General features: G+C 54.9%; 19 protein-coding genes. 17 read left to right on the forward strand and 2 right to left on the reverse strand.

Features of this window, described 5'->3' with window-relative positions:
• The first annotated feature begins 26 nt into the window (after positions 1–26).
• Entirely contained in the window at positions 27–548 is a 522-nt protein-coding gene (locus FHS19_RS04515) for a PCYCGC motif-containing (lipo)protein (RefSeq protein WP_376771817.1), read from the forward strand.
• Between the two features lie 80 nt (positions 549–628).
• On the opposite strand, the gene FHS19_RS04520 is transcribed toward FHS19_RS04515, so the two are convergent.
• Complete coding sequence (locus FHS19_RS04520; RefSeq protein ID WP_183579190.1) at positions 629–1,618, reverse strand: aldo/keto reductase; 990 nt, start codon at positions 1,616–1,618, stop codon at positions 629–631.
• Between the two features lie 159 nt (positions 1,619–1,777).
• Here FHS19_RS04520 and FHS19_RS04525 point away from each other — a divergent pair, with 159 nt between their 5' ends.
• Positions 1,778–3,220 carry a serine hydrolase domain-containing protein gene (locus tag FHS19_RS04525; RefSeq protein ID WP_183579193.1) on the forward strand — a complete coding sequence of 481 codons (1,443 nt, stop codon included), beginning with the start codon at positions 1,778–1,780 and terminating at the stop codon, positions 3,218–3,220.
• A 50-nt stretch (positions 3,221–3,270) separates the two neighbouring features.
• Here FHS19_RS04525 and FHS19_RS04530 read toward each other — a convergent pair whose 3' ends face one another.
• A complete protein-coding gene (locus FHS19_RS04530) occupies positions 3,271–4,170 on the reverse strand; it encodes an AraC family transcriptional regulator (RefSeq protein ID WP_183579196.1) in 900 nt (299 codons plus the stop codon).
• Between the two features lie 139 nt (positions 4,171–4,309).
• Here FHS19_RS04530 and FHS19_RS04535 point away from each other — a divergent pair, with 139 nt between their 5' ends.
• From FHS19_RS04535 to rbsC, 15 genes are all read left to right on the forward strand, one after another.
• On the forward strand, positions 4,310–5,086 hold the full coding sequence (locus FHS19_RS04535) for a phytanoyl-CoA dioxygenase family protein (RefSeq protein ID WP_183579199.1): 777 nt from the start codon (positions 4,310–4,312) through the stop codon (positions 5,084–5,086).
• A 254-nt stretch (positions 5,087–5,340) separates the two neighbouring features.
• Positions 5,341–6,492: a GntR family transcriptional regulator gene (locus tag FHS19_RS04540; RefSeq protein WP_183579202.1), complete on the forward strand. Its 1,152-nt coding sequence runs from the start codon at positions 5,341–5,343 to the stop codon at positions 6,490–6,492.
• A gap of 286 nt (positions 6,493–6,778) precedes the next feature.
• Positions 6,779–7,690 carry an ABC transporter permease gene (locus FHS19_RS04545; RefSeq protein ID WP_089546755.1) on the forward strand — a complete coding sequence of 304 codons (912 nt, stop codon included), beginning with the start codon at positions 6,779–6,781 and terminating at the stop codon, positions 7,688–7,690.
• A gap of 13 nt (positions 7,691–7,703) precedes the next feature.
• A complete protein-coding gene (locus tag FHS19_RS04550) occupies positions 7,704–8,600 on the forward strand; it encodes a carbohydrate ABC transporter permease (protein WP_076167385.1) in 897 nt (298 codons plus the stop codon).
• Positions 8,601–8,661: 61 nt separating this feature from the next.
• On the forward strand, positions 8,662–10,320 hold the full coding sequence (locus FHS19_RS04555; protein ID WP_183579206.1) for an extracellular solute-binding protein: 1,659 nt from the start codon (positions 8,662–8,664) through the stop codon (positions 10,318–10,320).
• A gap of 14 nt (positions 10,321–10,334) precedes the next feature.
• The gene (locus tag FHS19_RS04560) at positions 10,335–12,533 is read left to right on the forward strand and encodes a hypothetical protein (protein WP_183579209.1); all 2,199 of its coding nucleotides are present in this window, start codon (positions 10,335–10,337) and stop codon (positions 12,531–12,533) included.
• 264 nt (positions 12,534–12,797) lie between these two features.
• The gene (locus FHS19_RS04565; protein ID WP_183579212.1) at positions 12,798–13,145 is read left to right on the forward strand and encodes a hypothetical protein; all 348 of its coding nucleotides are present in this window, start codon (positions 12,798–12,800) and stop codon (positions 13,143–13,145) included.
• A 431-nt stretch (positions 13,146–13,576) separates the two neighbouring features.
• Positions 13,577–14,071 carry a cation:proton antiporter regulatory subunit gene (locus FHS19_RS04570; RefSeq protein WP_183579215.1) on the forward strand — a complete coding sequence of 165 codons (495 nt, stop codon included), beginning with the start codon at positions 13,577–13,579 and terminating at the stop codon, positions 14,069–14,071.
• 4 nt (positions 14,072–14,075) lie between these two features.
• A complete protein-coding gene (locus FHS19_RS04575; RefSeq protein ID WP_183579218.1) occupies positions 14,076–15,302 on the forward strand; it encodes a cation:proton antiporter in 1,227 nt (408 codons plus the stop codon).
• Between the two features lie 135 nt (positions 15,303–15,437).
• Entirely contained in the window at positions 15,438–16,355 is a 918-nt protein-coding gene (locus tag FHS19_RS04580; RefSeq protein ID WP_183579221.1) for a YitT family protein, read from the forward strand.
• 415 nt (positions 16,356–16,770) lie between these two features.
• The gene (locus FHS19_RS04585; protein WP_183579224.1) at positions 16,771–17,751 is read left to right on the forward strand and encodes a LacI family DNA-binding transcriptional regulator; all 981 of its coding nucleotides are present in this window, start codon (positions 16,771–16,773) and stop codon (positions 17,749–17,751) included.
• 1 nt (position 17,752) lies between these two features.
• Positions 17,753–18,631, forward strand: a complete 879-nt coding sequence (gene rbsK, locus FHS19_RS04590) for a ribokinase (RefSeq protein WP_183579227.1) — start codon at positions 17,753–17,755, stop codon at positions 18,629–18,631.
• Complete coding sequence (gene rbsD, locus FHS19_RS04595) at positions 18,631–19,029, forward strand: D-ribose pyranase (RefSeq protein WP_183579230.1); 399 nt, start codon at positions 18,631–18,633, stop codon at positions 19,027–19,029. Before rbsK ends, rbsD begins: the two co-directional genes overlap by 1 nt.
• Positions 19,030–19,044: 15 nt before the next feature.
• Positions 19,045–20,526, forward strand: a complete 1,482-nt coding sequence (locus FHS19_RS04600) for a sugar ABC transporter ATP-binding protein (RefSeq protein ID WP_183579233.1) — start codon at positions 19,045–19,047, stop codon at positions 20,524–20,526.
• A 1-nt stretch (position 20,527) separates the two neighbouring features.
• On the forward strand, positions 20,528–21,496 hold the full coding sequence (gene rbsC / locus FHS19_RS04605; RefSeq protein WP_076167363.1) for a ribose ABC transporter permease RbsC: 969 nt from the start codon (positions 20,528–20,530) through the stop codon (positions 21,494–21,496).
• Positions 21,497–21,509: the final 13 nt, after the last annotated feature.

A 21,509-nucleotide genomic window follows, 5' to 3' on the forward strand; every position in this document is an offset into this window, starting at 1 on the left:
GACAACACCCAAAGGGGAGATACATAATGATGTACAGTAAAGCAAGGCTGTCTGTGCTCGGGATCGTCCTGGGCGGACTGCTGGTATCCGGCTGCTCGGATAAGGGCAGCCCGGAATCGGCGGAGCAGACGATGCAGCACGAGCACGGAGCGCATCAGCAGATGGCTGCAAACGGCGACCTTCAGGAGACGACCAGCGGGAAGGAGCAGCTTCCTTCATTTCTGCAGCCGGCAAGCGATACCGTCAGAACGGCCTATATGGCGGCAGCCGGTGTCAAAGAAGTGCTCAGCCAAATTCCATGTTACTGCGGCTGCGGGGAAAGTGCCGGACACAAGAGCAATTTGAACTGCTTTATTAAAGAAGTCAACCCGGACGGAAGCGTGGTATGGGACGATCACGGCACCCGCTGCGGCGTGTGTGTCGAGACGGCGCTTACGGCAGCTTCGCTAGCCAAAGAGGGCAAAAGCGTGAAGGAGATTCGCGGCATCATCGACCAGACGTATTCCAACGGGAAATACGCGGCGCCGACGCCAACGCCGGCAGTATAGATAACACCATCCCTTGGCGGGCGAACAGGTGAGCATGACAAAAAACAGTCCCGGCCGTGATATCGGCCGGGACTGTTTTTTTAATGAGGCTGTGATTCATCCGCAGAGCTGTGGATGTCACTTGCTTCCCGCTGCATTTCCGGCGTCCAAGACCAGTCGCTGATCTGCGCGGCATCCGTCACATGATGCACTTTGCTGGCTCCAATGATGGCCGCTGTGACCGCGGGCTGATTGAGCACCCACGACAGTGCGTATTGGGAAAGGCTGACCTCGTATTGATCGGCAAGCACCCCGTATTTTTTGACAAGCTTATAATTCCGCTCGGTAAAATACTGCTGCAGCGGCTTCTCACCGCTGGCGGCACGGCTCTCCGGCGGGGCATCTCCCGGCGCTTTGTATTTGCCGGAGAGCATCCCGCGGGCCATTGGACTGTATACCATGACGCCGACGTCCTCCGTGGCGCAGAACGGCAGAAGCTCCTGTTCGATTTCCCGGGAGAGCAGGTTGTACTGGGGCTGCACGGAAATGAACCTTTCGAGGATCATCCGTTCGCTGATCGCATGAGCTTTGGCAATCTGCCATGCGGCATAGTTGGAGCAGCCAATATACCTTACTTTTCCCTGACGAACGAGGTCGTCCAGAGCCCGCAGCGTTTCTTCCAGCGGCGTGTGCGGGTCGAAAATATGTACCTGGTACAGGTCGATATAATCCGTCTGAAGGCGGCGCAGCGACTTATCGACTTCGCGCAGAATATGGGTCCGCGACAATCCGCTGTCATTTTTCCCGAACCCCGACCGGATGCCCACTTTTGTAGCCAGAACCACCTGATCCCGTCTGCCCTTAAGGGCACGGCCGATAATCTCCTCGCTTTCGCCTGTCCCGTGCGGAACGTCGGCATCCTGCCCCTTGCCGTAATAGTTGGCGGTGTCGATAAAATGGATTCCCTGGTCGATCGCATGATCCAGGATCCGCACCGACGCTTCCTCATCGATCCATCTTCCAAAAGCCATCGTGCCCAGGCAAAGATTAGATACTTCCAAGCCTGTGCCGCCCAATCTGCGGTACTTCATGACGGTCAGCCTCCCATCTTGATTTGGTATCAGGCATTATAACAGCACAGCCGGACAGGGTCAACGCAGGGCTGTGCAGGAATCCGGTGTAAGCGGAAACAAAATGCTTGAAATTGCTATGTCGCTGCGGTACGTTTGTAACGAAAGGGGTGTGAAACCATGGAAAATACAAGCCTGCAATTACCAAGAAGCAGACCGGAAGCGCTGGGGATTCCCGGGGCGGCCATCCTTGATTTTCTGGACGAGGTACAGGCCAATGGCATGGAGCTGCACAGCTTTATGCTGCTTCGCCGCGGACAGGTGGCTGCGGAAGGCTGGTGGGGGCCCTATGCCCCGGAACTGCCGCACATGCTGTTTTCGTTAAGCAAGAGCTTTACTTCCACAGCCATCGGTCTCGCGGTACACGAGGGTCTGCTGTCTTTGGAAGACAAGGTCGTTGCGTTCTTCCCGGACGATCTGCCGGAGGAAGTCAGTCCGAATTTGGCCGCCATGAACATCCGGCACTTGCTGATGATGGGCACAGGAAACGACCAGGATACGATGGGGGCCATTGACCGCTGCACGGACGGGAATTGGGCCAAGGCGTTCCTGGCGGCTCCGGTGGAACATACGCCAGGCACCCATTTTGTGTACAACACGGGTGCAACTTATATGCTGTCGGCCATTCTGCAATCCGTGACCGGGCAGACGCTGCTTCAATTTTTGCAGAAGCGGCTGTTTGAGCCGCTGGGCATTCACAACCCCACCTGGGAGTCCTGTCCGCGGGGGATCAATACCGGGGGTTTCGGACTGAGCATCACGACGGAGGATATCGCCAAGTTCGGCCAGCTGTATTTGCAGCATGGAAAGTGGAACGGGGTACAGCTGATTCCGGAAGCGTGGGTGAAGGAGGCGACCTCCAAGCAGATTTCCAACGGGGACGGCGGGGAGAGCGATTGGGCGCAGGGCTACGGCTACCAATTCTGGCAGTGCCGGCACGGCGCTTACCGTGGAGACGGGGCTTTTGGCCAGTTCTGCATCGTCATGCCGGAACAGGAGGCGGTGCTTGCCGTCACGAGCGGAACGAATCAGATGCAGGAAGTCATGAACGCTGTCTGGGGGCGTCTGCTTCCGGCGATGGCCGGAGAGGCGCTTCCGCTGGACGAAGAAACCCAGAACCGGTTGCAGGAACGGATCCGCAGCCTGCAGCTTGCTCCGCTGGCGCACAGCATTCGACCGGAACTGGAATCCGCCGTCAGCGGCAAAAGCTATGTGCTGGATGACAACGACATGAACTGGAGCCGGATTTCGGTCCGGTTCGAGGCCGATCAGGCGGTAATTGACCTGTATGAGACCGGCGGGAAGCACTTTGCACTGCCTTTGGGACGCGGGAAATGGCTGGAAGGCACGTCCGATCTGATCATGCCCCGGCAGACCTCGACGGTGTCGAGCTTCGCGTGGAAGTCACCGGACACGCTGGAGCTGAGCATCCGCTTCATTGAAACGCCGTTTCATATCACGACGGACATCCGGTTTGAGACGGAAGACGCCGTCGTGCTGGATCATCGGATCAATGTATCCTTTGGTCCCAATGAAGCGCCGCCCATTACCGGGAAAGCTTGAAGTCCAGCTTTGAAATCATACAAAACATACGGCTAAGGAAAGATATGAAATCAGGCATGCTCCTCTTGGAAGGGCATGCCTTTTTGCTGTGGCGCGATCCGGTAGGCGGCCGGGGGGATGCCGGCAGCAGCCGAGAACATCCTTGTAAAATAATGTACGGAGCCGAATCCCGTTAGGTCGGCGATTTCCTTGACGGAGCGGTCTGTTTCGCGTAGAAGGTACGCCGCAAGCCGGATCCTTTCCTGGCGGACGTATGCCGTGAAGGTCATATTGAGCTCCTTCTGGAACAAACGCGCCAGATGTCTTCCCGATATATGAAAATACCGCGCCACATCCTCCAGCTTCAGCGGTGCCTCCAGGTTATCCCGGATGAATTGGAGCGCCTGCCGTAGAGAAGCGGAACGGGGCGGAGGCAGCGTCGGCTTATGCTGCTGGCGGTCCGGCGTAAAGGTCTGCGGCAGCGCAGCCACAAGCGCAATCACCAGCCGGTCCAGCGGAAACCGGGCGGTGTCCAGCTCGGCGGCCGCTTGCAGAATCGCTTTCCAGAGCAGGACGGCCGGGCTGTCTTCAGCCCCATGGAGAATATAGCATTCCGACTGCGCCAGCCGTGCAAACTGACTGTTCCACGACCCGGAACTGCGCCGGTCATCCACATCGAAGGCGAGCCATATGAGCTGCATCCCCACGCTATCAATGCGGTGCACGCGGTAGGGATTGGAAATGAACAGCGTTCCTTTAGTTAGCGGATGGATCCGGCCTTCATCTACATACGTTCCTTCACCGCCCGCGACATAACACATTTCAAAAAAAGAATGTTTATGCTCCAGGTTGCTCCGGTGCTCCGCAAGGGCTCCCCAATAATGGATGCGTATGCATAAATCCTCTTCGGTCAGCTCTCCGACGGTTGAATGCAGTTTAGACAGGGCGGCTCCCCAAACGAGATGATCCATTTCAAGTCCTCCTCATCCATTCGTGTCCGAATCCGACAAAAACAGGTTCCAATCCGGCAAAGACGGCCGATGCCCGTTATCCCTATAATGAAGGCGTATTCATCATTTGTCACTTGAATGTTAGGGAGGGAACGGAAACATGATTAGCAGAGAAGACGTCGAATTTTATAACGAAAACGGTTATTTGCTCGTCCGCGGCGTGTTCAGCACAGACGAAGTCAAGGAAATGCAGAATGCGGTGGAGCGTACGATTGCCAAGGCGGCTGCGGCCAAGCAGGACGCCAACCATACTTGGCAGGGGGATTATATTCCCCAGGACGAATTGAAAAAGCTGGTGCTTAAAGGCTTTCACGATCTGCAGTTTCACGATGCATGCTTCACCCGCGCTGTAGCCCATCCGCGCATGGCCAGCATTCTGACGCAGCTGATCGGTCCCAACGTCCAGCTCCATCATACTAAAATGCTGGTCAAGCCGCCGGAGCAGGGTGCCGCTTTTCCGATGCACCAGGACTATCCATATTTCCCTCATGACCGCCATACGATGCTTGCCGCCAGCGTTCATCTCGACGATGCGGATATGGAAAACGGCTGCTTGTGCGTCGTTCCCGGATCCCATAAGCAGGGACCGCTTCCCCATGTAGGCAGGTACTACCTCGATCACCGCGATTACCCGGTGAGCATGGGCACGCCGTGCCCGGCAAGCGCGGGAGATGTGCTGTTCTTTAACTACCTGACGATTCACGGGTCCGACCGCAACCAGAGCAGCCGGCCGCGCAGAAACGTCCTGTTCCAGTACCGTGATCCGGCCGATCCGCCTAGCCGGGAGACCCATATTGATTGGGGTATGGGTATGATGGTGGCGGGGGAGGACCCGCAGTACCGTCAATATCATGCCAAGCTGGAGCTGAATGTGTAAGCTCGCACTGAACTCGAAAAAGCATGGATCCAAAAAAGGCTGCCGCATTGCGGCTGTCTTTTTTTGAGTTATTGCGACATTTTTGCAAAACCCCGCTATACAAAATACGCTATTCAATATAACATATATAATATATCAAATTTAAGGAATCAGACGAATAGACCATTTTTTTTTGGTCAAGATGAATGTTGCGAACCCATGTTCCAGCCGATAATATATATAACAAAATCTCAAACTAAAGTATGGTGATCCTGTTGAACGTTACCGCACGGACCCCGCTGTATCAAAAAATACAGCAGTACATCCGGGAACTGATCGAATCGGAAGGCCTGAAGTCGGGTGATCGTATCCCGACGGAGAAGGAACTCATGGAACGCTTTGATGTAAGCAAAATCACGGTCGTGAAAGCGCTGACCGGCCTCGCGAACGAAAACGTCATCAGCCGGGTTCCTGGCAAAGGCAGCTTTGTCAGTGAGCTCTCAGCGGCGGAGGAAGCGGAGGTACCGCGTCCGGTCTTTGGCCGGACACCCGAAGAGGTGAAGCCGAAAACGGGCCTCATCGGGCTCGTGATGCCTTCGATTTACGATTATTTTGCCGTTAGGCTGATCGACGGTGTCCGCAGAGGGCTCAGCAGCAAAGGATACCGGACCATGATTCTGCTGTCCGAGGGGGATTTGGAGCACGAAAAGGAAGCGATCAAAACCTTGAAACAGATCGGTGCGGAAGGAATTCTGGTATTCCCGGTGGACGAGGAGCACTACAACGACGAAATATTGAACCTGAAGTTCTCCGGCTATCCATTTGTCTTGATCGACCGGTTCCTGCCGGGAGTCGAAACCAATTACATCGCGGCCGACGGGCGTCTGGGGACGAGGCTTGCCGTAGAACATTTGTGGGAGCTGGGTCATCGTGAAATCGCCATTTGCTCCGATTCTCCACTGCAGACCGTCACCGTCCAGGAGCGCATCGAAGGCTACATGGACGCCTTGAAGGACAAGGGTGCACTGATCAACCCGGCCCATATCATTACGGGCTTTCGGATTCATGCCTCGGATGAGCCGGAGAAGCACCCGCTGTACCGTTACATCCGCAGCGGTCTGGCGACCGCCTATATCACGCTGAACGGCAAGCTTGGCGTGCAGATCCAGCAGATGGCCAAAAGAAACGGGCTGTCCATCCCGGATGATCTCTCGATCGTCAGCTTCGACGACCCGACTTCCGTCGTGGAAGAGCTCAGCGTTTTTACGCATATCAAGCAGTTTGAATATGAAATGGGCTTACGTGCGGCGGAAACGCTGGTGGACATCATTGGGGAGAAGGCGGACCGGAGCGGCGGCTACACGAAGACGCTGCTCGTTCCCGAGCTGGTCGTCGGACGGACGACTGGACCCGTAAAACCGCATTAATATTCCTTCGAAGGCAGCATTCCCGTATAGAAAAAAGACCTTTTCACGACGAAAAGGTCTTTTTTTATTTTATTAACATATTGAATATGTTAAATATTTATATTATATTATGGTTAATCCGAGAGCTTCCATGAATCGACAGCGTTTCTAGGGAGGTCAAGTAGAGAAGAGAACAGCTGAATTCGTCGTGTAATCGCTTACATTTATTTGAGAGGAGGAAGCTGAAAAGCAAGCGCTTTGCCGAAACCTGGAACATTCAAACTATCCGAAAACAGAGGTGGAGCTTATGAGTTCGTCAACGCTGTGGAAGCGGATCTGGAAGCATAAGTTGTTTTACTTGTTCATGCTTCCGGGGATCATCTGGTTTTTTCTGTTCTCCTACGTTCCGCTTTACGGGATTCAGGTCGCTTTCCGCGACTATACGTTCGTCGGCGGTTTTACAGGCAGCCCATGGGCGGGACTGAAATACTTCAAGCAGTTTTTCGATTACTACCAGTCGACAGACATTATCCGCAACACCATCATCATCAGCCTGATGAAACTGATCATCGGATTTCCGATGCCCATCATCCTTGCGATCCTCCTCAATGAAATCCGAAATCTGAAATTCAAGAAAACCGTTCAAACTTTATCTTATTTGCCTTATTTCATTTCCTGGATCGTCGTCGTCACCTTGATGCAGCGCCTCTTCGCTACCTATGGCGGGCCGGTCAACGACCTGCTGTCGTCGATGGGCGTAGAGCCGATCCAATTTCTGTACAACACTTCCTGGTTCTATGAAGTCATTATCGGCTCAGATGTTTGGAAGAACATCGGCTGGAACTCGATCATCTACATGGCGGCCATTGCGGGCATTGACCAGCAGCTGTATGAAGCCGCGAAAATCGACGGCGCCGGCCGGTTCCGCCTGATTTGGCACGTCACCCTGCCGGGCATCCGCAACGTTGCGGTGATCCTGTTCATTCTGGCGACGGGAAGCCTGATGAGCGCGGGCTTCGAACAGCTTCTGCTTCTGAACGGTCCTTCCACCGCAGCCATTGGCAGCGTGCTCGACGTCCATGTCATCACGCAGGGCATCCAGCAGGGCCGGCTAAGCTATGCGGCGGCTGTCGGCTTGTTCCAGAGCCTGATCGCCCTTGTCCTGATCGTCACCGTCAACCGGATTGCGCGGAAGGTCAGCGACGTATCACTGTTCTAAGGAGGGTACCTACGTGGAGAAACGATCGTTTTCCTGGTTTACCGTATTGAATTATTTCCTGCTTACCCTGTTCGCCTTTTCCATGATTTATCCGTTCATCTATGTGCTCGTATACTCGCTTAATGACGGTAAAGATTCCATGATGGGGGCTCTGTATTTCTTCCCGCGGAAGTTCACGCTGGACAACTACGCCCAGGTGTTCGATAATCCGCAGATTTGGCAAGCCTATAAAATTACGATTTTACGGACGCTGCTCGGCACGGTGCTTAGCGTGCTGCTCAGTACGCTGATGGCTTACGCCTTGGCCAAAAAAACGCTGCCAGGCCGCACGTTTTTCACCTTTTATATTTTTCTGCCCACGATTTTCAGCGCCGGCTTTATCCCGTATTTCATTACGCTGCAGAAGCTTCACCTGATCAACAACTTCTGGGTGTATGTCATTCCGTTCCTGTTCAATTTTATGCATATCGTCATCATTCGGACGTTCATTCAAGGCATTCCCGAAGAGCTGGAGGAAGCTGCGCGGATTGACGGCTTGGGCGATTTCCAGATCTTCATGCGCATCATTTTGCCGCTGTCCGGTCCGGTACTGGCCACCATTTCGCTGTTCGTCGGCGTGATGCACTGGAACGACTGGTTCACCGGCACCTACTACGTGTCGAACAAAAGCCTCATTCCGGTGCAGACCCTGCTTCAGCAAATGCTGACCGAAGCGGAAGCGCTGTCGTCATCGATGCAGCGGGCCGCACAGCAGGGTGGACAAACCGTCAATGTCAGCGCGGCGGGGGCTACGCCGGAATCGCTCCGGATGGCACTGCTCGTCATTACTGTGTTTCCGATCCTGTGTATCTACCCGTTCCTGCAGCGCTATTTTGTCAAGGGAACGATGATCGGATCCGTCAAAGGGTAAGGATAGACGTCCTGCATGCGGGGCTATATCATATACATTCATTCAAATTGGGAGGGTTCATATGAGAAAAAAGCGGTTTAAATTGGCAGCTTCTCTGATGGCGTTCACCCTGATATCCGGCATGCTGTACGGCTGCAGCAGCGGCGGCAGCGGCGACAGTGCGGATGGGGGAGACAAAGGCTCGGACTCCAAGACGGTTACGCTCACGGTGCTGAATAACTGGAACGGTTCCTCAGGCTCCGATTCGGAATCGAACCCCGTGCTCAAAGCGATCGAAGAGAAAACCGGCATCAAGGTGAAAATCGACTATACGAAGGGCAGCGAGGCCGAGAAGGTCAACACGATTTTTGCGACGCAGGACCTGCCGGACATTTATACCGGCCCTGCCTGGGGCGGCGAACTGGATGGCATCATCAAGGCTGCTAAAGAAGGCCAGCTTGTGGATTTGACGGACAAAATCGACCAGTATCCGAACCTGGCGAAAGCGGTCTCCAAGGAAAACGTGCCGCCGGCTCTGTACGAAAAAGCGATCGGCGGAATTGACGGCAAGAAGTACATGCTGTACCAAAACCAGCCGGCCACCGACAAGGACGTCAACGACTGGCTGTACGGATTTTACGTGCGGAAGGACATTGCCGATAAGATCGGAGTCGATCCGCAGTCCGTGAAGACCAAGGACGACTTCTACAATTTCCTGAAAAAGATCAAGGATGCCAATCTGAGCGAAAACGGCGCACCAGTCATTCCGCTCGGCGGCTTCCATGACGGATGGGCGGTAGGCATCGGGAATACAATGTTCTATGGGGCCGATTATCAGGACAAAGGCGACGGCACGCTGGAGCATGTGTTCTTCACGAAGGCTTACGAGGATTACACGCTGTATTACCGCAAGCTGATTTCCGAAGGACTGCTCGATCCGGATGCTTTTACGCAGACCGACCCGATCGCGAACGAGAAAATCAAGCAAGGGCGCATCGCGGTACTGTCGGCGCACTACCCAGCCATCCTGGACGCTTCCAAGGAATATGTGAAAGCGCATCCGGGCAGCGACTACGTACCGGTCGGACCTCTTGAGCGGGCCGGGGCCGAACCGAACCGTCCGGTCGACCTGAACATTCAAGGAAATAACGTTACCGTCATCACGAAAAAAGCCAAAAACGTCGACGCCGCGCTGAAACTGCTCGATTTCCTTGCTTCCGACGAAGGCTTTATGCTGGTGCATTACGGCATTCAGGGAACGCACTGGGATCTGGTTGACGGCAAACCGGCCGCCAAGCAGGAATGGTTCGACAAGTTTACGGTGGACACGACGGGCAAGGCCAAGAAGAACGAAGGCATCAGCATCGGTCTGGAAAATATGACCGGCATGGACCGTATTAATTCGGTCGGCGGCGGAGATATTTGGGCAGACCAGGACCGCCTGAAAGCGATGGACAACGCGCGTAAAATTTTGCGTCCGAACGGGATCAGCGTCATTTCCGCCTTCAACCCGGGGGATGTGATCACCAAATCGCCGCAATGGGAAATGCTGAAGCCGTCCATGGACCAAATCAGCGATGTATGGAAGCAGGCGATCTTCGCCAAGTCGGATGATGCGGCCCTGAAGGTCATCAACGACCTTCGCGAGCAAATCAAGAACACCGATTACGATGACGCCATGAAGTATGTAAACGAAGAACTGAAAGGGAAAGAAGTCGTCAAATTGTCAATGCCGAACTAAAGGAGGGTTTACCCTTGAGCAGCCGATTGGGAAGCAAAGGGCCGGAGTGGACGGGATTTCAGGAATCCCGTCCCTACGGGCCGAAGTATGATCTCCGTACGGATTTCGTCATGGTCTACGGCATATCGGATGATTTGCCGGAGCGCATTCAGGGCTGGAAGCAGGCAGGATACACGATTCATCTGATGACCGGCGTATCTTGGGGGGAGTACCAGGATTATTTGTACGGCCGCTTCGACGGACGCAATCACTGGGATGAAGCCCAGGTCAACCGGGCGGGCGATCAGGTAAGCCACGGCAAGGATGTCCCGTACATGGTGCCGACCGTCTCGTTCGCCGAGTATTTGGCGACTCACATCAAGCGGGCAATCGACAGCGGCGTGGAGGCCATCCATATGGAGGAGCCGGAATTCTGGGCGGCTTCGGGTTACTCCGAAGCCTTCAAGCGGGAGTGGCGAAACTATTACGGCGAGGATTGGATTCCTCCGCACTCGTCGCCCGATGCCCAATACCGCGCTTCCAAGCTGAAAGCGTATGTGTACTACCGGACGCTGGATCGGATCTGCAGCCAGATGAAAGAGTATGCGCTTGTTCACTATGGACGCACGGTCCGCTTCTATGTCCCGACGCACAGCCTGATCAACTATACGCAGTGGCGGATCATCAGCCCGGAAGCGCTGCTCGTGAACATGCCGGCCTGTGACGGCTTCATCGCCCAGATCTGGACGGGAACCGCCCGGACCGCAAACGTCTACAAGGGTGTCCGCAAGGAGCGCACCTTTGAAACGGCATTCCTAGAGTATGGCGTCATGCAGGAGCTGACCCGCGGCACGGGCCGCGAAATGTGGTTCCTTCACGACCCGATCGAGGATAATCCGCGCTATACGTGGAAGGATTACGCGTACAATTACCGCTCGACGGTCGTGGCCTCGCTGCTGCATCCGGGAGTTTCCCGATATGAGGTATGTCCTTGGCCTTGGCGGGTGTTCGAACTGGGGTATCCGAAAGAGGGCGGCAGCGGCAAGGAAGTCATTCCGGCAGGCTATAAAACGTCCCTGCTCACCGTCATGAACGTGCTGCGGGACATCCACCGGTATGACGGGGATGTGCAGGAAGGCAAGGCGACGACCGGCATCGGCGTTCTGCTGGCGAACTCCGCGATGTATCAGCGGGGGGACGTCGATCCGGATGAAGAAGGGGGCAAGCAGGAATTTAAGTACGACGGCACCTCCGGCACGGAAAAGCTGAGCGAAGCGCAGCAGGAGCTGCTGGACTGGTCGGCCTTTTACGGGATGGCGCTGCCCCTCGTCAAAGCCGGCATTCCGCTGCGGCCGGTCCAGCTGGACAATATCCTGACCTTTCCCGGATATTTGGCGGACTACCGCGTGCTGCTGCTGAGCTACGAGCTGATGAAGCCGGAGCATCCCGGCATTCATCAGGTTCTCGGGCAGTGGGTCCGCGAGGGCGGGGTATTGATCTATTACGGCGACGGGAGTGATCCATTCCACAACGTGCAGGAATGGTGGAACCGCGACGCCGGCCGTGCCTATGACCGGCCGGAAGAGCATCTGTTCGAGTCGATGGGGCTCGGGCGTAATCCAGGCGAAGGAGAGCACCGGGTCGGCGAGGGGGCCGTGCTGTACTACCGGCAGCATCCCGCCGAATTGTCCCGCTCGGATGCAGGCGCCGAGCAGGTGCGGAGCAGCGTGCGTCAGGCGCTTCAGTTCCGCGGGGAGCAGGAAGCGTACCTTGAGAGCGGCCTGCTTCACATCCGGCGCGGTCCGTATGTGATTGCGCATGCGCTCGACGAGCGAGATGCTGCGGAGCCGGCGGCACAGCTCGAAGGGGCGTTCGTCGATCTCTTTGATCCGGAGCTGCCCGTGCTGGGCCGCGTCGAGCTTCAGCCCGGTGATGACCGCCTGCTGTATGATTTGGACCATCCGGCGGCAGAGGCGCAAGACCGGCCGGTCATTCTTGTCAGCGCATCCCGGATTCGCGAGGAGCAGTACATTGTAGGCAAGCTGACATTCGTCTCCGAGTCTCCTTCGGAAATGACGGTCAGCACGCGCCTTCGCGTTCCGGCTGAACCGTCGGCAGTGACGGCAGGCGGACAGCCGGCGGTTTATGCCTATGATTCTGCTTCGGGCACGGTTCTGATCCAATATCCCGGCGTACCGGAAGGACTTGAGATCGCGGTGATTTGGGCGAAATAAATATATGAAAGTTTTTTTGTTGAAATCTTGATGAAAACCGGCGGAACTCTTTGTTCCGCCGGTTTTTTGGTCCTATTGATGTCTTGCCCTTCACCATCGAAGTTCTGGTATCCCGCGGCTGCTTGCGACAGCCTTTCAAAATCGATTAAATTTTTTTATCGGGATGGTCTCAGCTTGTCCATCGGTTTGAAGACGTCCTCTTACCTGTGTTAGAATAATCATATATGAATTTTTCACAAGAGGGGGGATAGGATGGCAGCATGGATGAATAGACTTCGAATGATGTTCATTGTCTTTCTGGGTGTCATTCAGATGGCAGCCTTTCCCGTTTCCCTGGAAGAAGAAGTGTTTACCTCCCCTGCTAGTTCGACGGAAACCGAGACGGTGTACAGCCGGATCGATCCTCCAAGCAAACCTCTGGTACGGAAAACGCCAACCCTCATGCAGAGACTGATCATGCTGGCGTCAGCCCTTCCGCTGTTTTTTGTGCTGCCGCTGCTGCTGGTGCTGCGTATTCCCAAACCGCGGCTGCCTTTTGTTCCGTGTATTTTTCTCCGTAAAAAGTATTTATTGCTGCTCCCGATTAAATTTACCTCGAGTTATGTGGCTTAATCTCCTTCCTGAATAGACGGTTCCTTATCGGCATGCGCCGGGGCATCCTCGCACCTGGTCTGCAAAAAAAGCCGATAGCGGGACGGTTCGTTTCGTGTACCCAAAATTGATGATTCACCGTAGGATTCTTGAGAGTTAACGAAGAACGTTGAGTTGCCATGCGGCTTCTTTTCAACTCGAGTGTCATGTGTGTTTTTCGTATGAGCAAGATGCTTTTTGAGCTTTGATGCGAAGTGGTGGACTTGTTGCGGATTAGAATGGCAATTGTGCTAATTCGTATACCTTTGTTACGGCGGTAATCGTGTGAGCGTTTTTGTTACGGATGCCTTGCGCTTTTTTTGAAAAAAGTTGCATTTCTGCCATTTGCATCAACCCAGCTATATGTGAAATGTTTCTCAAATATAAACATGTAATTACAGGAGGCTATTCTCATGGATATTCGTGAGTCTGTATTGCCCGGAATCGGGATGAAATATGTAATGGATACCGCCAGCGGCGACCGGATGGTCGTGGTCATTCACGATGACGGCCGGCGTGAGCTGTACCATTTTTCGTACGAGGATTTGGAGCAAAGCATCTCGATGGTGACCCTGGAAGATCCGGAGGCGCGGCAGCTGGCCGCTCTTGTCGGCGGGATGACGTACAAACCGAAGCAGCTCGAACGGGTGGAAATGGCGTTTGACGAGCTGACGATCGAATGGTACCGGATCGAGCCTCATTATGGATGCGCGGGAAAAACGATCGGTGAACTGAACATCCGGCAAAATGCCGGAGTCTCAGTGATCGCTCTGCTGGATAAACGTAACGGCAAACAAGTGAATCCCGGACCGGAAGCCGTGCTGAATGCGGAGGCGACGGTCGTCGCCATTGGAGAACGGGAGCAGCAAAAGCGGTTCAAACAAATTCTTATGAACGGAAGCGGGTGAAAGGATGGAGCATTTGGTATTTGAAATTGGTTTAGCGTTAGTTCTCATTGCACTGGGTGGGCTGATCTCGGCAAAGCTGCGGTTTTCGGTGATCCCGTTCTACATCCTGATCGGCATGGCGGTAGGTCCGCATGCGATGGAGCTGTGGCATTTCGATTTCCGGTTTATCGACAGCGCGCCGTTTATCGATTTTATGGGACGGATCGGCGTTTTGTTCCTGCTGTTCTACCTCGGGCTCGAATTCTCCGTCGGCCGGCTGATCAAGTCGGGACGGTCGATCGCCGTAGGCGGGTCGATATATATCGGCATTAATTTTACGCTGGGGCTGATGCTCGGATTCTTCAGCGGGTTTCCGCTCGCCGAGACGCTGATCATCGCGGGAATTACGACGATTTCGTCCAGCGCGATCGTAGCGAAGGTGCTGGTGGACCTGAAACGGACCGCCAATGCAGAAACCGAAATGATTCTCGGCATCATCATGTTCGAGGATGTCTTCCTTGCCGTGTATATCTCGATTCTGTCCGGGTTTGTGCTCAGCGACTCCAGCTCGATCGGCGGCGTGCTGCTGTCGGCACTCGTGTCGCTCGGGTTTATGCTCGCCGTCATCATTCTCGGGCGCAAAGCGGTACCTTATTTAAACAAATGGCTGCGGATCCGTTCCAACGAGCTGTTTGCCTTGGTCATTTTCGGCGCGCTGTTTCTGGTCGCCGGCTTTTCCGAAACGATCCACGTGGCCGAAGCAATCGGCGCGCTGCTGGTCGGGCTGGTGCTGGCCGAAACGGAACACGCCAAACGGATCGAGCATTTGATTATGCCGTTCCGGGATTTTTTCGGGGCGATCTTTTTCTTCAGCTTCGGTCTGTCCATAGATCCGATGTCCCTGGGCGGAAATGCGATATGGCTTGCGCTGGCGGCGGTCATTGTGACGCTGATCGGCAACTTCAGTGCGGGCATGCTGGCCGGGCGGACGGCTTCGCTGTCTCCCAAAGCTTCCGCCAACATCGGGCTGACGATCGTATCACGCGGCGAATTTTCGATCATTATGGCGAATCTGGGCAAAGACGGCGGCCTGATGGAAATCCTTCAGCCGTTTTCGGCGATCTACGTGCTGATTCTGGCCATCCTGGGTCCGCTGCTGACCAAACAGTCGAAATCGATTTTTACCTTTTTGAACCGCTGGATCAAATTTAAGGACCGAAAACCGGGGATTCAGAAGGAAGAGGCGCTGTAAATACCCGGAAGATGCGTATGGCTGGTTCCCATGTTGAAGAGAATGTTTGGGTAAATGCGATCCCATCCAACGGACTTCCATATCAGTGTAGGGAGGGAAGGTAATGCATGATCCGATCAAGCTGGCCGTACGGTCATGAGAAAAACATTTGGAGCTTCGGGCAGAAACGGCAAACATGCTAATGCTATCTTCAAATCGGTCATCGGTGGCATCGCCGCCTCGGTCGGCGTCGAGCTGTTTCTGCATCCGCACGAGCTGATCGCCGGCGGTGTCACCGGCATTTCCGGCCTGGTGTCGTTTCACACCGATAACCATTTCGGGATGCTGCTGGTGCTGTTCAATTTGCCGCTGCTGTTCTTTTATTCTCTGCTGGGCCGGACAAAAATATGGCTTCAGGTGCTCCCCGGTCTGCTTGCATTTGCCGGGTCGGCGTTCCTGCTGGCGCCGCTGCCGGCCGTCAGCGGCGAGCCAGTCATTGCCGCGCTGGCAGGCGGCCTGTGCCTTGGTTTCGGCGGCGGGCTGGCCGTCAAATCAGGCGGCCTGCTGGACGCACTCGGCCTTGAAAAAACCGACCGCATCCGGTCGGCCGGGATCCAGGCCGGCACCCGCCCGGCCATCTCCGTGGAGCGGCTGCTATTGCTCTGCCACGCCCTGGTGCTGGTCACCGCCGGCGCGGCTTTGGGGTGGGAGCGGACGCTGTACTCCGCGTTCGCCTGCCTGGCGGCTTATGAAACCGCAGGAGTCGTCATTTTCGGGATTCGCCGCCTTGCCGGTGTAACGACGGCGAATCCCCGGCAGGTGGAGGCCGAAATGAAAAGCCGGCTGCGGCTTGAGGGACTTGCGTGGAATGAGGTTGAAATTGGTCATGACCGTGGTCGAGAGGTTGAGAGTGACCGTGACGGCGACTGTAACTGTGGGCGGATTCCCGCTCAGACGCGATTGATGTACAGCGTGCATCTGCTGGATGTGCCGCGCTTCAAAGCGGTGCTTCGCAAAGCCGACCCGCAGGCACAGATCGTATGGGTGGAGCGGTCCGGAATAAAACATGAATGAGACAGGAACGGAGCAGGAATGAGACAGGTATAAAGGGCTTGGTGGTCTCGAAGTATCTGAAAAAACAAACTTATTTTGCAGGACTGGGCGTTAGAAGCAACATAAATGCAAAAGTGCAGTTCATATCCGGTGAAACGGCCGCGAGCCCGATGATCGGAAAATAACTGCACTTTTGCAATTTTCGTATGGATGATTTGGTGTAAAGCGGCGCTCCCCAAATAGCCGATTCTTTCACAACTATACGGTGCTGAGCACGCCATGCATCCTTCGCTTATTTTTCCGCACTGTGCCGGCATTTTATGCCATCTGCAAAAAATATCCAAACAAAAAATATTGAAAGCGCTATTGTCAAACGAAAAGCGATGTGTTATTTTATGTGTGTAACCGGTTCCACATTTCGAGGTGATCATAACAGATGGTAACGATCAAAGATGTAGCACGCCATGCAGGGGTTTCGGTCGCGACCGTATCCCGGTGCATTAATGAAACAGGATACGTACACGCCGATACCCGCAAGAAAGTGGAAGACGCGGTTCGAGCGTTGAATTATGCGCCAAACGAGGTTGCAAGATCATTATACAAACGCAAGTCGAGGCTGATCGGACTTTTGCTGCCTGACATTACGAACCCTTACTTCCCGCAATTGGCGCGGGGCGTGGAGGACGGCATGCAGGCTAATGAATTCCGCATCATTTTCGGCAATAGTGACGAGAACGAGCAGAAGGAACAGGAGTACATCCAGACCTTCATTCAAAATAACGTGGTCGGCGTCATCTCTTCAACCAATCGTCCGGATTCGGATATTTACGCCAAGCTGAACATTCCGGTCGTGTTTCTGGACCGGACGTCCAGCGACAGCCCGTCGGTGTACTCGGACGGACGGAAGGGCGGACGGCTGGCCGCCCAGGAAATGATCGCCCGCGGCAGCAAGCGGATCACGGTCCTGCGCGGACCTGTACATATCCGTCCCGCCCAGGATCGGTTCCAAGGCGCCGTCGAGGTACTTGAGGAAGCGGGGATCGACTACCATATCATTCAGACTTCGTCTTTTTCCTTTGCGGAAGCGGAAAGCTGGGCCAAAGAGCTGTTCGCCAAGCATCTCGACACCGACGGGGTCATCGCCAGCAACGATATCGTGGCGACCGCCGTTCTGCATGAGGCTCAGCGCCTCGGCAAGCGCGTGCCGGAGGATGTGCAGGTGATCGGTTTTGACGATATCCCGCTCAGCAGCCTGCTCTCTCCGTCGCTGTCAACGATCCGGCAGCCGGCTTACGACATGGGCAAGGAAGCGGCACTTCTGCTGATCCGCCTGATCGAGCAGGGAACAGTGGACAATCGAAATATACAAATGCCCGTTTCTTTTATAGAGCGGGATACGACCAGAAAGGTGGATTAAGATGGCTAACATTTGCGTAATCGGAAGCAGCTCGATGGACCTGGTAGTGACATCGTCCAAACGTCCGGGAGCGGGAGAGACCGTTCTCGGAGAGAGCTTTAAAACCGTGCCTGGCGGCAAAGGAGCCAACCAGGCGGTGGCAGCCGCAAGACTCGGGGCGAGTGTCAGCATGATTGGCCGAGTGGGAGATGACCACTTTGGCGAAGCTATTTTGAACAATTTTCGAGCTAATCAAGTTTCTGTAGACTATGTGGAACCGGTTACAGATATGGAAAGCGGAACGGCCCACATTGTGCTCGCCGAAGGGGACAATAGTATCGTTGTTGTCAAAGCAGCCAATGATGAGGTCACACCGGCCTATATCGACAAGGCTGTACAAGCGATCACCACCGCCGATATGGTGCTGATCCAGCAGGAAATTCCCGAAGAAACGGTGGAGCATGTAAGCCGGATCTGTGCTGAGCACAGCGTCCCGCTGCTGCTGAATCCGGCGCCGGCACGTCCAGTCAAGGACGAAGTGATCGAGAACGCGGCGTACATCACGCCGAATCAGCACGAGGCTGCAATCATGTTCGGAGCAGGCCGGGTATCCGAAGCGCTGCGCCGATATCCGAATAAGCTGTTCATTACCGAAGGCAGCAGCGGCGTGCGTTATTTTGACGGACAGGAAGAGGTTGTTATTCCTTCCTATAAAGTCGAAGCGGTTGACACGACCGGCGCCGGAGACACCTTTAATGCTGCCTTTGCCGTGGCGCTGGCCGAAGGCAAGCCGATCGCGGACAGCGTCCGGTTCGCCAACCGTGCCGCTTCGCTGTCGGTCATGAAGTTCGGCGCGCAGGGCGGCATGCCGACGCGTCAAGAAGTGGAGGAGAACCTGTAATGAAAAAACATGGGATGCTGAACAGTCACATTGCCAAAGTCCTCGCCGACCTCGGCCATACCGACACGATCGTCGTGGCCGATGTGGGCCTTCCCATCCCCGAAGGGGTCACGAAAATCGACCTCGCCCTGAAGCTTGGAAATCCGAGCTTTGAGGAGGTCGTGAGTTCCATCGCGGAAGACATGGAAATCGAAAAGGTCATCGTCGCCGCGGAAATGAAAACGGATAACCCAGAGGCGCAAGCTTACATTGACCATACATTTGCGGACCGCCCGATTGAGGACGTGCCTCACGAACAGTTTAAAGCTTTGACCCGCACAGCCAAAGCAGTCATCCGGACCGGAGAAGCCAAGCCGTTCGCCAACTGCATTCTGCAATCCGGCGTCCATTTTGGATAAAGAGGAGGAACCCTTATGCACATACAAATGCAAGGCATATATAAATCCTTTGGCACCAACCACGTGCTGAGCGGTGTGGATTTTGAGCTTCGGGAAGGCGAAGTTCACGCCTTGATGGGGGAGAACGGTGCCGGCAAGTCCACCCTGATGAACATTCTCATCGGTCTGCATCAGCGGGACGAGGGCGTCATCCGGATCGACGGCAAGGAGACGTATTTTCCAAACCCGAAGGAAGCGGAAAAAGCGGGCATCGCTTTTATCCACCAGGAATTGAACATTTGGCCCGACATGACCGTCATTGAAAACCTGTTCATTGGCAAGGAAATGACTACAAAATGGGGGCTGCTGAGTACCAAACAAATGAAAACGCTGGCAAAGGCCCAGTTCGACAAGCTGTCGGTAGACATCCCGTTCCAGCGCGAAGCAGGGGAGTGCTCGGTAGGCCAGCAGCAAATGATCGAGATCGCCAAAGCGCTCATGACCGACGCCAAAGTCATCGTCATGGACGAGCCGACGGCGGCGCTGACCGAGCGGGAGATCCGCAAGCTGTTTGACGTCATGGCCGCCTTGAAAAAGGAAGGCGTTTCCATCGTCTATATTTCGCACCGGATGGAAGAAATTTTTGAAATCTGTGACCGGATCACGGTCATGCGCGACGGCAAAACGGTTGACACGAAAGACATTCCGCATACGAACTTTGACGAGGTTGTGAAAAAAATGGTCGGCCGCGAGCTGACCGAGCGTTACCCGCAGCGGAACCCGTCGCCAGGCGACGTGGTGCTCGAAGTGAAAAACGCCACCCGCAAGGGGCTGTTCGAGAACGTCAGCTTCCAGGTGCGTTCCGGCGAGATCGTCGGCTTTTCCGGCCTGATGGGCTCCGGACGGACCGAGATCATGCGTGCCCTGTTCGGGCTAGATCATCTCGACAGCGGCGAAATATGGGTCAAGGGCAAGAAGGTCCATATCCGCAAGCCTGACGATGCGGTCAAACGCGGCATCGGCTTTATTACCGAGGACCGGAAGGATGAAGGGCTGCTGCTCGATTTTTCGATCCGGGAAAATATGGTGCTGCCAAGCTTGTCCGGCTTTACGTCCAAAGGCTTTATTAACGCGAAACGGGAAAAAGACTTCGTCGACCTGCTGGTCAAACGTCTGCAAATCAAAACGCAGTCTGCGGAAACCGCGGCAGGCGACCTGTCCGGCGGTAACCAGCAAAAGGTCGTTATTGCCAAATGGGTCGGCATCGGTCCGAAAGTGCTTATCCTGGACGAGCCGACGCGCGGGGTCGACGTCGGGGCGAAGCGCGAAATTTACCAACTGATGAACGAATTAACCGAACGCGGCGTTGCGATTATTATGGTTTCCTCCGAGCTGCCCGAGGTGCTGGGCATGAGCGACCGGATTCTGGTTGTCCATGAAGGCGAAATCAGTGGGGAACTGAGCAGCGAAGAAGCCACGCAGGAAAAAATAATGACGTTAGCAACAGGGGGACAGTAACATGACAACCATTCAAGACGCTAAAAAGCCAAAAGGCTTCCAACTATCGCAAGTGACGCAAAAGCTGGGCCCGCTGCTGGGGCTGATCATCCTGATCATCATCGTGTCGGTGCTGAATCCGAGCTTTTTGGAACCGCTTAACATTCTGAACCTGCTCCGCCAGGTGTCGATCAACGCGCTTATCGCGTTTGGCATGACCTTCGTCATCTTGACAGGCGGCATCGATTTGTCCGTCGGATCGATCTTGGCTTTGTCCAGTGCGTTTGTCGCCAATATGCTGGTGTCGGGCTTTGATCCGATCCTGGCGATCATCATCGGCTGTCTTCTCGGCGGCGTGATGGGTATGGTGAACGGCCTGCTCATTACGAAAGGTAAAATGGCACCGTTTATCGCGACACTGGCGACGATGACGGTATTCAGAGGCTTGACGATGGTATATACGGACGGCAACCCGATCACAGGACTTGGCGACAGCCGGCTGTTCCAGCTGTTCGGACGCGGATACGAGCTAGGTATCCCGGTACCGGCCATTACCATGATCATTACGTTTGTCATTCTGTGGGTCATTCTTAATAAAACGCCATTTGGCCGTAAAACCTATGCCATCGGCGGTAACGAAAAAGCATCGATCGTATCCGGTATCAAGGTACCGCGCGTAAAAATCATGATCTATTCCCTGGCAGGACTGCTGTCGGCTCTGGCCGGCGCCATCCTGACCTCCCGTCTGAACTCGGCGCAGCCGACGGCGGGCACATCCTATGAGCTTGACGCCATCGCGGCTGTCGTCCTCGGCGGCACGAGCTTGTCGGGCGGTCGCGGACGCATCGTCGGCACCCTGATCGGCGCGCTCATCATCGGTACACTGAACAACGGTCTGAATTTGCTCGGCGTTTCTTCCTTCTATCAAATGGTCGTCAAAGGGATCGTCATTCTGATCGCCGTTCTGATCGACCGGAAGAAATCCGCATAAGAAGGAGTAGATC

It is taken from the genome of Paenibacillus rhizosphaerae (genome assembly GCF_014192015.1).
Classification (GTDB): domain Bacteria; phylum Bacillota; class Bacilli; order Paenibacillales; family Paenibacillaceae; genus Paenibacillus_AQ; species Paenibacillus_AQ rhizosphaerae.

What these genes read in the sequence shown, in the direction of transcription:
- FHS19_RS04515 (WP_376771817.1), top strand. Translation starts at nt 27, where the DNA reads ATGATGTACAGTAAAGCAAGGCTGTCTGTGCTCGGGATCGTCCTGGGC.
- FHS19_RS04520 (WP_183579190.1), bottom strand. Translation starts at nt 1,618, where the DNA reads ATGAAGTACCGCAGATTGGGCGGCACAGGCTTGGAAGTATCTAATCTT.
- FHS19_RS04525 (WP_183579193.1), top strand. Translation starts at nt 1,778, where the DNA reads ATGGAAAATACAAGCCTGCAATTACCAAGAAGCAGACCGGAAGCGCTG.
- FHS19_RS04530 (WP_183579196.1), bottom strand. Translation starts at nt 4,170, where the DNA reads ATGGATCATCTCGTTTGGGGAGCCGCCCTGTCTAAACTGCATTCAACC.
- FHS19_RS04535 (WP_183579199.1), top strand. Translation starts at nt 4,310, where the DNA reads ATGATTAGCAGAGAAGACGTCGAATTTTATAACGAAAACGGTTATTTG.
- FHS19_RS04545 (WP_089546755.1), top strand. Translation starts at nt 6,779, where the DNA reads ATGAGTTCGTCAACGCTGTGGAAGCGGATCTGGAAGCATAAGTTGTTT.
- FHS19_RS04555 (WP_183579206.1), top strand. Translation starts at nt 8,662, where the DNA reads ATGAGAAAAAAGCGGTTTAAATTGGCAGCTTCTCTGATGGCGTTCACC.
- FHS19_RS04565 (WP_183579212.1), top strand. Translation starts at nt 12,798, where the DNA reads ATGAATAGACTTCGAATGATGTTCATTGTCTTTCTGGGTGTCATTCAG.
- FHS19_RS04570 (WP_183579215.1), top strand. Translation starts at nt 13,577, where the DNA reads ATGGATATTCGTGAGTCTGTATTGCCCGGAATCGGGATGAAATATGTA.
- FHS19_RS04575 (WP_183579218.1), top strand. Translation starts at nt 14,076, where the DNA reads ATGGAGCATTTGGTATTTGAAATTGGTTTAGCGTTAGTTCTCATTGCA.
- FHS19_RS04580 (WP_183579221.1), top strand. Translation starts at nt 15,438, where the DNA reads ATGAGAAAAACATTTGGAGCTTCGGGCAGAAACGGCAAACATGCTAAT.
- FHS19_RS04585 (WP_183579224.1), top strand. Translation starts at nt 16,771, where the DNA reads ATGGTAACGATCAAAGATGTAGCACGCCATGCAGGGGTTTCGGTCGCG.
- rbsK (WP_183579227.1), top strand. Translation starts at nt 17,753, where the DNA reads ATGGCTAACATTTGCGTAATCGGAAGCAGCTCGATGGACCTGGTAGTG.
- rbsD (WP_183579230.1), top strand. Translation starts at nt 18,631, where the DNA reads ATGAAAAAACATGGGATGCTGAACAGTCACATTGCCAAAGTCCTCGCC.
- FHS19_RS04600 (WP_183579233.1), top strand. Translation starts at nt 19,045, where the DNA reads ATGCACATACAAATGCAAGGCATATATAAATCCTTTGGCACCAACCAC.
- rbsC (WP_076167363.1), top strand. Translation starts at nt 20,528, where the DNA reads ATGACAACCATTCAAGACGCTAAAAAGCCAAAAGGCTTCCAACTATCG.